This is a genomic window from Paraglaciecola sp., assembly GCF_039943935.1.
Taxonomy (GTDB): Bacteria; Pseudomonadota; Gammaproteobacteria; order Enterobacterales; family Alteromonadaceae; genus Paraglaciecola.
Genome location: NZ_JBDUZQ010000001.1, coordinates 113,083 through 127,131, shown reverse-complemented (window position 1 = coordinate 127,131; position 14,049 = coordinate 113,083). Strand labels below are relative to the sequence as shown.

The window sequence follows — 14,049 nt, the reverse complement described above, 5'->3', positions numbered from 1 at the left end:
AACTGCTGTTGCCTAGGTATGCGCACTATACGGATTTTTTTCTGAATTTCTAGAGATCTGTACTTAGCTGTATTTTATGTAGGCCATTTTTTGGAGTAATGCTGATTAAGTCGTCTAAGGTTTTATCGTTGGGTAAAATTAAATTGGGTGCGATTTCAAACATTGGATACAACACAAATTCTCTTTGCTGCATTCCATAATGAGGAACAATTAGACGCTCCGTATTAATTGTCTGTGAGCCATATAGCAAAATATCTAAGTCTAGGGTTCTTGGTCCCCATCGCTCACCCTTTCTTTGTCTACCTTGTTCATTTTCAATAGCTTGAGTATGGTCTAACAACACATCAGGTAACAATTGAGTTTCTATCAAGGCGACACTATTTACATAATCAGGTTGATCTTGGGGGCCCATAGGTTGACTGGAATAAAAACTCGACACCTTAAGTAGACGCGAATCAGGTAAAGACCCTAAAGCATCGACTGCAACCTTTAGCTGTTGTAGAGGCTTAGCTAGATTACTACCTAAGCCAATAAAAACTTGGATCATGCTTGTGGTTTAGGCTTCGGTTTACGACGTTTTCGTGGACGCCTAGTAGCGCCGCCTTCTTTTTCGCGCAGTACGTTTAGCATATTTTTACGGCTACCTTCGTCTGCTTCTTGAAAATCCGTCCACCAGTCTGCTAACTCAAGCAATTGTCCACCTTCAATTTGACCTCGCATTAATAAGAAGTCGTAAGCTGCTCTGAATTTAGGGTGTTCAAGCATTTGGTAAGCTCTGCGACCATACCGCTTAGGTAAACGGTTCTGTAATTGCCAAATATCACGAACAGGAATGCTAAACCGCTTAGGGATCATGATACGTTGAATTTGACGGTGCATCACATCATTCATGGCTAAGTTAAATGCATCAAAATGATTTAACCCTCCTTCTGCCATTAATTGCTGGCATCGCTCTTCTAATGGGTACCACATAAACGCTGCAAAAATAAAAGCTGGAGTGACTCGTTGCCCAGTATTTATACGATTATCTGTATTAGTAAGTACCAACTCCACAAATTTAGACTCTTTGCCTTCTTGATGCACTAACAACGGAGCAAGTTGTGGAAACAATGGTTCAAATAAATGAAACTTATTCAGTAGCCTGTAGGTATCTAAACCTTGCCCTGATAATAAAAGCTTAAGAACTTCCTCAAATAATCTAGCAGGAGGGATATTGGCCATCAAAGGGGCCATAGCTTTAATAGGCTCAGCACTTTCCTTGCTAATGCTCATATTAAGTTTTGCTGTAAACCTAACCGCTCTGAGCATTCTCACTGGGTCTTCCCTGTAGCGAGTCTCAGGATCACCAATTAAAGCAATTTTTCTATTTTTAATAGCCTGCATTCCACCTGCAAAATCTCTAATTGAGTAGTCTGCAATATTGTAATACATGGCATTAATAGTGAAATCTCGGCGCTGAGCATCTTCTTCAATTGAGCCGAAAACATTATCTCTTAATAGCTGACCATGATCACTTTGCTTACTTAACTTTGATTCGTCATCATTATTTTGATGATGCCCTCTAAATGTTGCCACTTCGATAATTTCACGACCAAAAACTATATGTGCCAACCTAAAGCGACGGCCTATTAGTCTACAGTTCCTAAATAAGTCTTTTATTTGTTCTGGCGTGGCATCAGTAGTGACATCAAAATCTTTAGGTTCTTTTCCTAATAGAATATCTCTAACACAGCCACCAACCAAATACGCTTGGTAGCCGCTATTATGCAAGCGGTAAAGAACTTTTAACGCGTTATCACTAATCGCTTCTCTAGAAACAGGATGTTCGCTTCGAGGAATAATGGTGGCAACAAGAGGGGCAGCACCTGAATTAGCGTTGCCACGAAATGCGCCTTTCACTTTGTCGATTACACGAGAAATAATATTGCTTTACTCCATAAATACAGGGCTGAAAAATGTGACGAAAAATTCGGCGCTAATCATATACTGTCTAGCTCTCCAATTCTATTATCAATACGTGCAGTTTTTGCAGTTACCTGTCTTAAATCCCAATGCTCAATTGCCCAAGTAATTACATTTTGCGGCCTGTCTAATTGATAACTATTAGGTACGTTCATGCCCAAAAACCTTAAAGCATCACACAAGTTATTACTAGCCAATTTTATATCAATTGCCTTCGCATGATTTTGTTTACTAAGCTTTTTACCTTCTTGATTAACGACAACGGGAAAATGCATATAAGAAGGAGGAGAAGCTTGAAATGCCTTAAACAAAGCTAACTGAAACATGGTCGCATCTAAAAGGTCTGCGCCTCTTGCAACTTCAGTAATACCTTGCTGAATATCGTCTACCACTACAGCCAATTGGTATGCATACAGGCCATCTTTTCTCTTTAAGGAAAACTGAGCTGGCGAAGCACTTTTATCAAACTTTTGAGTACCTAACAACGTGTCTTGAAACGTTAGAATAGGCTCAAGGTGTTTAAACTTAATCGCAGAGTTTTGTGCAGATACTATTGATTTTGCGCAGTCACACAGGTTACCGTTTGGTAATGAAGATAGTTGCACTCGAGTACATTCGCAATGATAGGTGTGCCCGTGTTCCATTAACCAATGCAGTTTTTCTTGATAAAAGTCCGTACGAGCACTTTGATAAACAACCTCGCTATCCCAAAGTAAATGATGGGCTTCAAGACAGGTTAATATGTTATCTGAGGCACCTTTTACTTCTCTTGGAGGGTCAATATCTTCTATTCTAAGAAGCCAACGGCCTTTTTGAGACTTAGCTTGTATATAACTTGCTAATGCAGTAACTAAAGACCCAAAATGCAGAGGCCCAGAAGGGGAAGGAGCAAAACGTCCAACGTATTGAGGCATGTTTGATTAAAGTTAACTAAAATATTTGCATTGAAAACGGGACATTCTAACTTAAGTACAACCTAAACCTGAGCAGTAAACATCGATCAAATGGCTATTACTCAGGTAGTAAGTGTATTAACCCTGCAGCTGCTTTTCTTTAATTTCAGCCATAGTCTTACAATCAATACACATATCTGCAGTTGGCCTTGCTTCTAAACGCCTGACACCAATTTCTATACCGCAGGCATCACAATAGCCAAAATCGTCATCTTCGATTCGCTTCAATGTTTTTTCAATCTTTTTGATAAGCTTGCGTTCTCTATCACGAGTTCGTAATTCCAAGCTAAACTCTTCTTCTTGAGCGGCTCTGTCTACTGGATCAGGAAAATTCGCTGCTTCATCTTGCATATGATGAACAGTGCGGTCAACTTCTTCACGAAGCTGATCACGCCAAGCTGTCAGTAACAAACGAAAATGCTCTAGTTGAGCTTCGCTCATGTACTCTTCGCCTTTTTTCATTTCGTAAGGCTCTAAGCCGGCTAAGGCTAATAATCCAAGTGTTTTGTTTGTTTTTGCTGTTGGCATTTGCCAAATCTCCTAAACGACTGCATGGCTGCATGTGCAAGCGGCTATGTATACCAGAAAGCTGCTTAACAGGCAATTTTTTGCTCGTTAGTAATAAGTAAAAAAGAAAACAATTTTGACCAGAAGATATTGGGACTATGTTTAATAAATCAACTTATACTCAATTATTAAATGTTAGCGATTGGTTTATATAGATTTTTTCTGAATTAATAGCGTTGCCGTAACATAAAACCTCTACACCATTTTTAATGGCTAACTTGAGCTCTTTAGCATATGCAGGGTCAATATGTTCTGCCACCTGTACATTTTCTATACCAGTATGTTGGACACAAAATAGCAAAACGGCTCGTTTTCCTTGCTTAATAATGTGCTGTAGCTCTCGTAAATGCTTTAGTCCACGAGCTGTTTTAGCGTCGGGGAAAAAACCCACCTCATTTTCCAGAAGAGTCACTGACTTAACCTCAACAAAGCAATCTGGCTTGTTCGGACTGGACAATAAGAAATCAATGCGACTGTTCTCAAATCCATATTTTACTTCTGCCTTTATCTTTTCATAACCCGATAATTCTTTTATTAAGTCACTTTGAATAGCTTCTTTCGCAAGAGCATTTGCCCTGTGAGTATTAATGCCAATCCAATGCTGCTGGTTAGTTAGAACCACTTCCCATGTGTATGCTAATTTTCGTTTTGGATTAGTACTAGGTGACAACCACACTTCCCAACCGGGTTCAGAGCACCCTGTCATTGAACCAGTATTCGGACAGTGGGCAGTTACTAACTCTCCACTTTCTAATTCAACGTCAGCTAAGAAACGTTTATACCGTTTTAGCAACTTTCCTTTAATGAGAGGTAACGGGAATTCCATGAATGACTACTTTTTAGATGCTCAACTATCAGAGCATGGTATTGTATACCTAATCTAGCTCATCCCCAAAGATCATAAAACAGAGCTCACATAAACCATTTGGAATTACTATGTCTATCCTATCTATTTTACTTTCAACTCAACCAGCCCCAGACTTTTATGCACCGGGCACGGCTCTTTCTATCACAGCACAACATGCCACCATTCACATATCAGAGCCGAAGGGTGACTTACGTAAGATCCAAAAAGCAGCAAGAAGCATTGATAGTTTAGGTGTGTTAAAAGTCAAATTCATAGGTGATTGGGAAATAGAGCAACAATGGGCGTTTGCTAAAAGCTACAGCTCTATCAAAAAACAAAATACGATAACTTGGGCACAAAACTCTGACGTTAAAGAACTTGAAAACCGTTACCAAGCAATGATTTTCACTCGTAATCTAGTCAATGTTACGCCTGAAGACCTATCTCCTTCAGATTTAGCAGATAAGTGTAGCCAGTGGATTTCATCTTTAGCAAGCAAAAATGTAAGCGTTAGAAGATGGACTGGAGAGGAGTTAAAACAAGAAGGCTGGATGGGCATTTATCATGTTGGACGAGGTAGTACACGCCCACCTGTTTTATTAGAACTTGATTATAATCCAACCGGTAACCCTGATGCACCAGTGTCAGCGAGCCTAGTTGGCAAAGGTATCACCTTTGATAGTGGCGGTTATAGCATCAAAAGTAGTGAAGGAATGTTAAGTATGAAATGCGACATGGGAGGCGCGGCTACCGTTACAGGTGGTTTGGGGCTTGCCATTCTAAGAGGACTACATAAACGTGTTAAATTATTTTTATGCTGTGCTGAAAACCTTATCAGCGGTCATGCATACAAGCTAGGAGACGTTATTACATACAAAAATGGCACTACGGTCGAAGTAGTAAATACCGATGCCGAAGGACGACTAGTACTAGCAGACGGACTAATGGCGGCCACAGAAACTAACTCGCCACTAATCATAGATGCAGCGACCTTAACAGGTGCGGCTCAAGTTGCAGTTGGCACAGATTTCAATGCATTTTTTGCTTTAGACAAGACCTTATGCTCGAAAATATTAACCTATTCAGAGCAGGAGTTTGAACCTTCATGGAGTTTACCATTAGAAGTTTGGCATAAAGATGCATGCCCCTCTCCCTTTGCAGATACTGCAAATAGTCGCTCTCAAAAAGGAGGTGGCTCAGGCGGAGCATCTAACGCAGCCGGGTTTTTATCTAGATTTGTAGGGAACCAAGGTAAAGGTTGGTTACATATAGACCTTGCAGCTGCCTACAACGCAAGCAGCAATACCATGTTGCCTGCCGGAGGCACAGCTCAAGGAGTAAGAACCATCGCGCGGGCACTTTTAGAGCAATAAAAATTTTACTCAAGACATTAAATTACTCAAAAGAAGTATGCGGTTTATAACATTATAAGCCGCCTAAACGCTCAGCTAATACTTTATACTTTTCTACTGCAACCTTTTCAAATAATGGATTACCGTCAGCGTCTTTATCTGCAGAAGGCAATAAACTCTCTCTCTCAAGCCTTTCAACTCTTACATTTTGTACACCTAAATACTCTGCTACTTGATCAACTGTCATCAAACTCATTGTTTATTCCTCTTAAATTAGTGGTTTAATTGATAGGGCATTCGCGGTGCAACCATTAAATATTGCAACTACAAACTATTATCAATAGTGTGTAAACATATAAATAATTATAGAATTAATTTACCTTATTAAATCATCAAGCCATTGAAATTAAAACTTTTTTTAGTATATAAAAACCAAGTTAAGTTATGTAAACAGATAACTAATGCAAACTTAAGTGTTTAGAATCCTTAACAGTAATCGTTTAACAGGCATTGCTCATTTCTAGTTTATTACCGACAATAGTCGACCAGTAGAAAATGAAATAATGAGGTCCTCTATGGATACGTGGTCAGCAGCCGTTACCCTATTTCTGATTATGGACCCACTTGGTAATCTGCCTGTGTTTATGTCTGTACTTAAAAGTATAGAACCCAAAAGAAGAAAATTTATTCTCGCTAGAGAACTATTATTCTCTCTGACTATCATGATGACTTTTTTATATAGCGGACAAGCTTTATTAGATTTTTTGAACGTCAGGCAAGAAAGCGTAAGTATTGCAGGCGGTATTATCCTGTTCTTAATCGGTTTAAAAATGGTCTTTCCACAACCTGGAGGTATTACAGGTCTGGCTTCAGGAGAGGAGCCTTTTATTGTACCCTTAGCCATCCCTATGATTGCGGGCCCTTCAGTTTTAGCAGCGTTAATTTTACTAGCCAACCAAGACAGCACTAGAATGCTAGATTGGTCTCTAGCATTGGGAGCGGCATGGTTTGTCTCTGCTGTTATACTAATGTTATCTGGAACATTACATCGTTTGTTAGGTGAAAAAGGCTTAACGGCAATAGAAAGGTTGATGGGCATGATACTCATCATGATATCCATACAAATGTTGTTAGACGGCATTGGGCATTATTATTCGTTTGGATAATCAATGATTAACGAGTATATCCATACTCCTTTCAATATAGATAAAGAGATTAGATTGAATAAAAAATTAAATATATTCCAACAAGTGAGAGAATTAGAAGGTTGGTATGCCATTGCATTTTCAGCCACCCTTCTGGAGAGAATGCTACCTAACTATATTTTGTTCTGTGAAACTACAGAATTTGCTGATCCTACCCAATACAGAAATAGTTTAAATACAGTGTGGGAGTGGTTAGCCACACCTAAAGCAAAAATAAACTTTGCTGCTCAACTTGAAAAAATTGAAGAAGCGGTTCCAGATGCCAGCGACTTTGACAATTATGGTGTTTACCCCGCAATAGATGTAGCCATGTCTATGTCAGCCACCATAATGTTGATTCAAGGTGAAGATCCTCAAGGGGCTGTGGTTGTAAGCAAGCTATCTCAAGGAGGTGTTGAAGCATTTATTGAGGCCAGCAGTGAAGAAACAGTAACCGCTACTGATATTAAGCAACATCCGCTTATGTTATGGGAAATTGAAACTCAAAAAGAATTATTGGTACTTCTAAGCAATTGTCCCAAAAATTCAGAAACCTGTAAAAAATTAAAAGCGTTAGCAACCAGCGAAGGTATGAGCAATATAGGCCTAGAGATGTAGGCCTATAATCTACTTTTAATTAATAATCTTCTCGCTGATATAATCTCGACAAAACTTGTGAGCTTTGCTTCTCCTTAAGCAACTGCCAATTTGAAGGAACAGTATATAATCCTGCGGCAGGCTCGCATTCAATGTAGATGAGTCCTTCCATGCTCAATAAATCTTGGCGGACAATAAGTTCGATTACATTGGGTAATAACTTTTGATTAAAAGGTGGATCAAGAAAAATCACATCATAAGCTTGAGTTAATTGGCCTAATACATTAAGCGCATTACCCTTCAAGATATCCACTTGTTCAGAGGATAAAGATAATAACTCTGCATTTTCAGATAATTTTCTAGCCGCTACTTGGTCTAATTCTATGAAAGTGCAATGCTGTGCATATCTAGAAAGCGCCTCAAACCCTAGGCCTCCACTACCAGAAAATACATCTAAACACCTTGCATCTGTGACATATTGCATTAACCAATTAAACAACATTTCTTTATTTCTATCTGTTGTTGGCCGTAAACCTGCAACGTTAATTACAGGTAGCTTTCGGCCTCTAAATTGACCACTGATAATTCGCACTGAGCCTGTGGTTTTCAAGTATTTATTGCTCTTGTGCTTGATTGATTGTTTTACGCCTCGCTTCATGAAAGGTAGAAATGCTATTATTAGAAATAAGATGTAATTAGTGTACTCAATTAGTTCAAGGATTTCTCACCGGTATGTCAAAGTTTTTTAAATGGCTAAAAAAAGATAAGCAACAAAGCGAGCCAGAAGCTAACAAAGAAGAAGCGCTAAAAACAACTAGCGCAACTGGAATACTAGAAGACGCAGAATTAGAGAATATAAATTCTGATAATGATAAAGAAGGTTTATTTGAGCAACCTCAAGCTGCTGAAGCCGAAGTTGCGGCCGAAGTTGAACCTGAAAGTAAACAAGAGTCACTAAAGCCTGCAAACGAAATAAGCCAACCTATAGTTGTTGAAGATTCTGAGCACCTTAATATTGAACCTGAGCTTTCCTCCGAACTTGAGCCTGAGCCTACCGGCGACTCCACCGCAGCAGAATTTAATGAAAAGCAAAGCTTTTTTAGTCGCCTAAGACAAGGGTTATCACGGACTAAAGAAAGTATTGGTAGCGGTATCGTTAGCTTGTTCCGCGGCAAAGCTATAGATGATGAATTATTTGAAGAGTTAGAGACACAATTGTTGATGGCTGATGTAGGCATGAACACCACTGTTAAGATCATCAAACATTTGACAGAAAGCTCAAGTCGTAATCAATTGAAAGACGGAGATGCTCTTTATAAAGTCATGAAGACTCAGATGGCTGACATTTTAGATGGTGTAGACGCCCCCCTTTCCTTGAGTGCACCGTCAGGTCCTTTTGTTATCTTAATGGTTGGCGTTAATGGTGTCGGTAAAACCACTACTATCGGAAAAATGGCTAAGCAATTTCAACAGCAAGGCAAAAAAGTTATGCTAGCTGCTGGCGATACCTTTAGAGCGGCAGCCGTTGAACAATTACAAGTATGGGGCGAGCGAAATAATATACCTGTGGTTGCACAGCAAACAGGCTCTGACAGTGCGTCGGTAATATTTGATGCATTTCAATCAGCAAAAGCCAAAAATATTGATGTGCTAATAGCTGACACTGCGGGCCGCCTACAAAATAAAGACCACCTGATGGAAGAATTGAAAAAAGTGGTTCGCGTCATGAAAAAAATATCACCAGAAGCGCCCCACGAAATCATGCTAACGTTAGATGCAAGTACAGGGCAAAACGCAATTAGCCAGACCAAACTGTTTCATGAAGCCGTTGGCTTAAACGGTATTAGCTTAACAAAGCTAGATGGAACAGCTAAAGGTGGGGTTATTTTTGCAATAGCTGACCAATTTGATATCCCAATTCGCTACATAGGCGTAGGTGAAGGTATCGATGATTTACGACCCTTTAATAGCAAAGATTTTGTAGATGCGTTGTTTACAGAATCTGAAGATCAATCTAACTAGACCATGAAGCCCATAATATGATTAAGTTTGAACACGTTAGTAAAACATATCCGGGCGGCCAACAAGCACTCAGAAAGGTTAATTTCCATATTGAACCTGGAGAAATGGCGTTTCTTACTGGGCATTCGGGTGCAGGGAAGAGTACATTATTAAAGCTTATCTCTATCATGGAGCGACCAACGGTTGGTAAAGTGCTTATTAATGGCCACGACTTGGGTAGCATTCAACGTAAACAAATCGCTTATATTCGTCGGGATATAGGCATGATTTTTCAAAGCCATCAGTTACTTATGGATAAAAGCGTCTTCGATAATGTTGCATTGCCTTTAGTCATTGAAGGTTATTCACATAAAGAAATAGCCAAACGAGTTCATGCGGCCCTTGAAATGGTTGGGCTTAGAGACAAAGTCAGAAACCTACCTATGATGCTCTCTGGTGGAGAACAACAAAGAGTGGGTATCGCCAGAGCGGTTGTTAACAAGCCCCCCTTACTTTTAGCCGATGAGCCAACCGGTAACTTAGACCCTAAGCTATCAATGGAAATTATTCGTCTATTTGAAGATTTTAATCAAGCTGGGGTATCGGTATTTATCGCCACTCATGATCTTGGGCTCATTGCTCGTATGAGGTATCGCACTCTCACACTCAAACAGGGGCAAATGATAACTGATGGGCTAACTGAAGACTTCCAAAGTGATGAACTTTATGTTTAAAGTGATGCCACAACAAATACCAAGCTCTTTCTTTAAAGAGAAAATATCATTATGAGTATTTTATTCAAAGGCCGAGTGCAAGGCGCACAAGTTTCTCAAATATCACTTTATCAAAGAGTGGTAATGTTCTTTATTAGCCATGTAAGGCAAGCACTAAGTAGCTTGGGTGCGATGTGGCGCTCAAAAGCTGCCTCGCTTATGACGATTGGTGTACTGGGCTTGAGCATTACCCTTCCAACAACCTTGTATGTCATGGTTAAAAATGCAGAGAATGTAAGTTCTGGATGGGAGCAAGCCTCTCAAATTTCACTATTTCTAAAACCTAACCTTGGTCAAGGTGACATAGACCAGTTATTAAAACGTATCCAGCTGTGGCCAGAAATAGACTCCATCAACTTTATATCCGCTGACCAGGCATTAACTGAGTTTAAAACCATGTCTGGTTTTGGAAATACAATTTCTTATTTAGATGAAAATCCATTACCTGATGTAATTCTTGTCACTCCCACCAGCAAGTATGCAAACCCGGTTTCCGCTAGGTTACTTCTGGATAAACTCAGAGATGAAAGAGAAGTTGACATTGGCAAGTTAGATATAGAGTGGTTAGAGCGTCTTCACGGCTTACTTAATGTGGTTAAAAACCTAGTATCTGTAATTGCAATCTTATTATTTTTAGCTGTTGTGCTCATCATTGGAAATACTATAAGACTCAACATTCTTAATAAAAAAGATGAAATTCTAGTAATGAAGCTTGTAGGTGCTACCGATGCCTTTATCCAAAGGCCTTTCATGTATACTGGTTTCTGGTATGGGTTTTTAGGGGGGTTACTCGCTTGGTTCTCGGTCATATTGTTACTTTTGTGGATGAGTAACAGCGTAGCTGCGGTTAGTGCACTCTACCAAAAGAAATTTGAGATAACTGGGGTAGATTTCAGTACTTTTTTATGGGTAATAGGGATATCAGTATTTTTAGGTTTGAGCGGCTCTTTAATGTCGGTAAAACGACATGTAAGAGAGATTGAACCTAAGTAAGTAGCACAAGCAATGGCTAAAAGGTAGTTGTTATAATTTTAAGGGTAACGACAACATGTCTGAGCCTTTAAAACCGTGGATAATTGATTGTAGAACCACTCCAAGGCAATGAACTTTCTTATTAGGGTCTTTAATCGTAAAAGGTGTTAAAACCTCACACTTTCTAATGAGCAATTAATCCTCTATTACCAGTAACCATGCAAACCAGTCTGCCACCTCTGTAACTAGCTCAACGCAATCTTAATTTGGTCAAAGGGCCCTCGATAAGAAGGCCCAAAGCTTAAATCTGATAGCAAATTCTAAAACAATACAGCCAACCATGTCTGGTAAACCAACTAAGGTTTATCTTCAGAACTTTCAGCAGTACTATTCACTTGGGCAGAAGTTTCCACCTCTACACCATCAACACGCTGTAAACCTCTGGGTAACTTATTACCTCTACGACCCCTTTCGCCCTGATAGTGAGTTAAGTCAGCAGCTGTTAATGTCATACCTCGCTTGCCAGCTAAAACTTTTACATTTGCACCTTCAGGTACCACAACTAATTCTTTTACGTATTCTTCTCTAGATTGCGCTTTAGCTGAAGGAATGCTAATGAGCTTATTGCCTTTACCTTTACCTAAGCTCGGTAAATCACGAAGCGGAAACATTAACATACGTCCTTCGTTAGAAATCACCAAACACCAATCGCTTTTCAGATCATGAACCAACTGAGGCTGAAAGACTTTTGCGCTAGTAGACAATGACAGATAAGCTTTACCTGCTTTATTTTTACTGATCATGTCGCTGAACTTACCCACAAAGCCATAACCAGCATCTGATGCCATTAGATATTTTTGTTCGTCTAATCCCATGACAACATGCTCAACGATCTCACCCCCTACTATATTAAAGCGGCCAGTTAACGGCTCACCTTGACTTCTTGCAGACGGCAATCCATGAGCATCACAAGAAAATGCACGACCAGAGGAGTCTAGAAATACCACTTGTTGATTGCTTCTACCTTTGGCACTAGCTTGGTACGAATCCCCTGCTTTATAACTCAAACCTTCTACATCTACTTCATGACCTTTAGCACACCGAGCCCAACCTTTTTCAGATAACACTACTGTCACGGCTTCTGAAGGAACTAGTTCCTTCTCGGTTAACGCTTTAGACTCTCCACGAGCCACAATGGGAGAGCGCCGATCGTCACCGTATAGCTCTGCAGCCGCAAGAATTTCTTTTTTGATTAATGTTTTAAGACGACGGTCCGAGCCTAATAGTGTTTGTAATTCATCACGCTCTTTAGCTAGCTCATCTTGTTCGCCTTTGATTTTCATTTCTTCTAATTTAGCAAGGTGACGAAGTTTTAAATCAAGTATCGCTTCAGCTTGAATATCGGTTAAAGAAAACTGCGCTATCAATTCTTGCTTAGGCTTGTCTTCATAGCGAATAATGCGTATTACTTCATCAAGGTTTAAGAATGCAATCATTAAACCTTCAAGAATATGAAGTCTTGCTAAAACTTTATCTAAACGGAACTGCAATCTTCGAGTGACGGTTTCCTTTCTGAAACTAAGCCATTCCGTTAAAATAGTTCGTAAGTCTTTAACTTGAGGACGACCATCTAAGCCAATCATATTAATATTGACGCGATAACTCTTCTCTAAGTCTGTAGTTGCAAACAAATGCTGCATCAACTGCTCTGTATCGACTCTGTTTGATCTGGGTGTAATGAGCAATCTGGTGGGATTTTCATGATCAGATTCATCTCTTAAATCACTGACCATAGGTAACTTTTTAGCTTGCATTTGCGAGGCGATTTGCTCTAATACTTTTCCACCAGAGGCCTGATGAGGCAATGCGGTAATTACTATGTCGCCATTATCTTCAGTATAAACCGCTCGCATTTTTATAGAGCCACGCCCGGTTTCATAAATTTTAGCAATGTCTTTTTTAGGCGTTATAATTTCACCATCTGTTGGGTAATCAGGCCCTTCAACAAACTCTAGTAAGTCAGACAACTCTGCTTTACTGTTATCTAATAGGTGCGCACAAGCATTGGCAACTTCCCTAACATTATGAGGGGGAATATCTGTGGCCATACCTACAGCAATACCCGTTATACCGTTCAATAAGATATGAGGAAGCCTAGCCGGTAAGACTTTAGGCTCATCCAAAGTGCCATCAAAATTAGGCTGCCAATCAACAGTGCCTTGACCTAACTCAGAGAGTAATACTTCACTAAACTTAGATAATCTAGATTCGGTATAACGCATAGCAGCAAAAGACTTAGGATCATCTGGCGCCCCCCAGTTCCCTTGTCCATCTACCAGTGGATAACGATATGAGAAAGGCTGCGCCATTAATACCATAGCCTCATAACACGCTGAGTCACCATGAGGATGGAACTTACCTAATACATCCCCGACAGTACGAGCAGACTTTTTATACTTAGCAGCATTATTAAGACCCAACTCAGACATGGCATATACAATACGCCTTTGTACTGGCTTCAGACCGTCACCAATATGCGGTAGGGCTCTGTCCATAATGACGTACATTGAATAATTAAGGTAAGATTCTTCAGTAAAGCGATGCATCGATAACTGTTCGATACCGTCTTTGTTAATGATTGTGTCTTGACTCATGAGGGGCTATTTTCACCGTTATTATTGTCGTTTTAGTTGTTGTCAATGTGAGCTGACTAATGCACAACTAGATTACATTATAAATGCCTTCAATTAAAATAGTTCAGCTAAACCTTTGTGTTAACTCCCGTTGTTAATTTGCCTTGTCACCTAAACGAGTGGTTTAATGTTCATATTCAAATACAGC

14 protein-coding genes are annotated in these 14,049 nt (G+C 39.7%); 6 read left to right on the top strand and 8 right to left on the bottom strand.

The features are described from left to right. Positions 1-49: 49 nt before the first annotated feature. From folK to sfsA, 5 genes are all read right to left on the bottom strand, one after another. Positions 50-547 carry a 2-amino-4-hydroxy-6-hydroxymethyldihydropteridine diphosphokinase gene (gene folK, locus ABJD71_RS00550; RefSeq protein WP_348162940.1) on the bottom strand — a complete coding sequence of 166 codons (498 nt, stop codon included), beginning with the start codon at positions 545-547 and terminating at the stop codon, positions 50-52. Beyond that, positions 544-1,839, bottom strand: a complete 1,296-nt coding sequence (pcnB, locus tag ABJD71_RS00545) for a polynucleotide adenylyltransferase PcnB (protein WP_348163487.1) — start codon at positions 1,837-1,839, stop codon at positions 544-546. The genes folK and pcnB overlap by 4 nt, the downstream gene beginning before the upstream one ends. 140 nt (positions 1,840-1,979) lie before the next feature. Beyond that, positions 1,980-2,876: a tRNA glutamyl-Q(34) synthetase GluQRS gene (gene gluQRS, locus ABJD71_RS00540; protein ID WP_348162937.1), complete on the bottom strand. Its 897-nt coding sequence runs from the start codon at positions 2,874-2,876 to the stop codon at positions 1,980-1,982. Between the two features lie 117 nt (positions 2,877-2,993). Beyond that, a complete protein-coding gene (gene dksA / locus ABJD71_RS00535) occupies positions 2,994-3,443 on the bottom strand; it encodes an RNA polymerase-binding protein DksA (protein ID WP_348162934.1) in 450 nt (149 codons plus the stop codon). 160 nt (positions 3,444-3,603) lie between these two features. Further along, positions 3,604-4,308 carry a DNA/RNA nuclease SfsA gene (gene sfsA, locus ABJD71_RS00530; RefSeq protein ID WP_348162931.1) on the bottom strand — a complete coding sequence of 235 codons (705 nt, stop codon included), beginning with the start codon at positions 4,306-4,308 and terminating at the stop codon, positions 3,604-3,606. Between the two features lie 110 nt (positions 4,309-4,418). On the opposite strand from sfsA, the gene pepB reads away from it, so the two are divergent. After that, entirely contained in the window at positions 4,419-5,702 is a 1,284-nt protein-coding gene (gene pepB, locus ABJD71_RS00525; protein ID WP_348162928.1) for an aminopeptidase PepB, read from the top strand. Positions 5,703-5,754: 52 nt separating this feature from the next. Here the strand turns inward: pepB and ABJD71_RS00520 are convergent, their stop codons facing one another. Continuing rightward, positions 5,755-5,937, bottom strand: coding sequence for a helix-turn-helix domain-containing protein (locus ABJD71_RS00520; RefSeq protein ID WP_348162926.1), 183 nt, complete (start codon positions 5,935-5,937; stop codon positions 5,755-5,757). Between the two features lie 319 nt (positions 5,938-6,256). Here ABJD71_RS00520 and ABJD71_RS00515 point away from each other — a divergent pair, with 319 nt between their 5' ends. Beyond that, on the top strand, positions 6,257-6,847 hold the full coding sequence (locus tag ABJD71_RS00515) for a YhgN family NAAT transporter (protein ID WP_348162923.1): 591 nt from the start codon (positions 6,257-6,259) through the stop codon (positions 6,845-6,847). 3 nt (positions 6,848-6,850) lie between these two features. After that, the gene (locus tag ABJD71_RS00510; protein WP_348162920.1) at positions 6,851-7,483 is read left to right on the top strand and encodes a YjaG family protein; all 633 of its coding nucleotides are present in this window, start codon (positions 6,851-6,853) and stop codon (positions 7,481-7,483) included. 19 nt (positions 7,484-7,502) lie between these two features. Here the strand turns inward: ABJD71_RS00510 and rsmD are convergent, their stop codons facing one another. Then, on the bottom strand, positions 7,503-8,120 hold the full coding sequence (rsmD, locus tag ABJD71_RS00505; protein WP_348162917.1) for a 16S rRNA (guanine(966)-N(2))-methyltransferase RsmD: 618 nt from the start codon (positions 8,118-8,120) through the stop codon (positions 7,503-7,505). Positions 8,121-8,194: 74 nt separating this feature from the next. Between rsmD and ftsY the strand changes: the two genes are divergently transcribed. The 3 genes from ftsY to ftsX are packed head-to-tail and all read left to right on the top strand — an operon-like array spanning position 8,195 to position 11,229. Then, on the top strand, positions 8,195-9,484 hold the full coding sequence (ftsY, locus tag ABJD71_RS00500; protein ID WP_348162914.1) for a signal recognition particle-docking protein FtsY: 1,290 nt from the start codon (positions 8,195-8,197) through the stop codon (positions 9,482-9,484). 17 nt (positions 9,485-9,501) lie between these two features. Then, positions 9,502-10,197 carry a cell division ATP-binding protein FtsE gene (gene ftsE, locus ABJD71_RS00495; protein WP_348162911.1) on the top strand — a complete coding sequence of 232 codons (696 nt, stop codon included), beginning with the start codon at positions 9,502-9,504 and terminating at the stop codon, positions 10,195-10,197. Between the two features lie 51 nt (positions 10,198-10,248). Continuing rightward, positions 10,249-11,229, top strand: a complete 981-nt coding sequence (gene ftsX, locus ABJD71_RS00490) for a permease-like cell division protein FtsX (protein WP_348162908.1) — start codon at positions 10,249-10,251, stop codon at positions 11,227-11,229. Positions 11,230-11,564: 335 nt separating this feature from the next. Here the strand turns inward: ftsX and parC are convergent, their stop codons facing one another. Further along, on the bottom strand, positions 11,565-13,862 hold the full coding sequence (gene parC / locus ABJD71_RS00485; protein WP_348162905.1) for a DNA topoisomerase IV subunit A: 2,298 nt from the start codon (positions 13,860-13,862) through the stop codon (positions 11,565-11,567). Positions 13,863-14,049: the final 187 nt, after the last annotated feature.

Coding starts and splice junctions, on each gene's coding strand:
- folK (WP_348162940.1), bottom strand. CDS start 547: ATGATCCAAGTTTTTATTGGCTTAGGTAGTAATCTAGCTAAGCCTCTA.
- gluQRS (WP_348162937.1), bottom strand. CDS start 2,876: ATGCCTCAATACGTTGGACGTTTTGCTCCTTCCCCTTCTGGGCCTCTG.
- dksA (WP_348162934.1), bottom strand. CDS start 3,443: ATGCCAACAGCAAAAACAAACAAAACACTTGGATTATTAGCCTTAGCC.
- sfsA (WP_348162931.1), bottom strand. CDS start 4,308: ATGGAATTCCCGTTACCTCTCATTAAAGGAAAGTTGCTAAAACGGTAT.
- pepB (WP_348162928.1), top strand. CDS start 4,419: ATGTCTATCCTATCTATTTTACTTTCAACTCAACCAGCCCCAGACTTT.
- ABJD71_RS00520 (WP_348162926.1), bottom strand. CDS start 5,937: ATGAGTTTGATGACAGTTGATCAAGTAGCAGAGTATTTAGGTGTACAA.
- ABJD71_RS00515 (WP_348162923.1), top strand. CDS start 6,257: ATGGATACGTGGTCAGCAGCCGTTACCCTATTTCTGATTATGGACCCA.
- ABJD71_RS00510 (WP_348162920.1), top strand. CDS start 6,851: ATGATTAACGAGTATATCCATACTCCTTTCAATATAGATAAAGAGATT.
- rsmD (WP_348162917.1), bottom strand. CDS start 8,120: ATGAAGCGAGGCGTAAAACAATCAATCAAGCACAAGAGCAATAAATAC.
- ftsY (WP_348162914.1), top strand. CDS start 8,195: ATGTCAAAGTTTTTTAAATGGCTAAAAAAAGATAAGCAACAAAGCGAG.
- ftsE (WP_348162911.1), top strand. CDS start 9,502: ATGATTAAGTTTGAACACGTTAGTAAAACATATCCGGGCGGCCAACAA.
- ftsX (WP_348162908.1), top strand. CDS start 10,249: ATGAGTATTTTATTCAAAGGCCGAGTGCAAGGCGCACAAGTTTCTCAA.
- parC (WP_348162905.1), bottom strand. CDS start 13,862: ATGAGTCAAGACACAATCATTAACAAAGACGGTATCGAACAGTTATCG.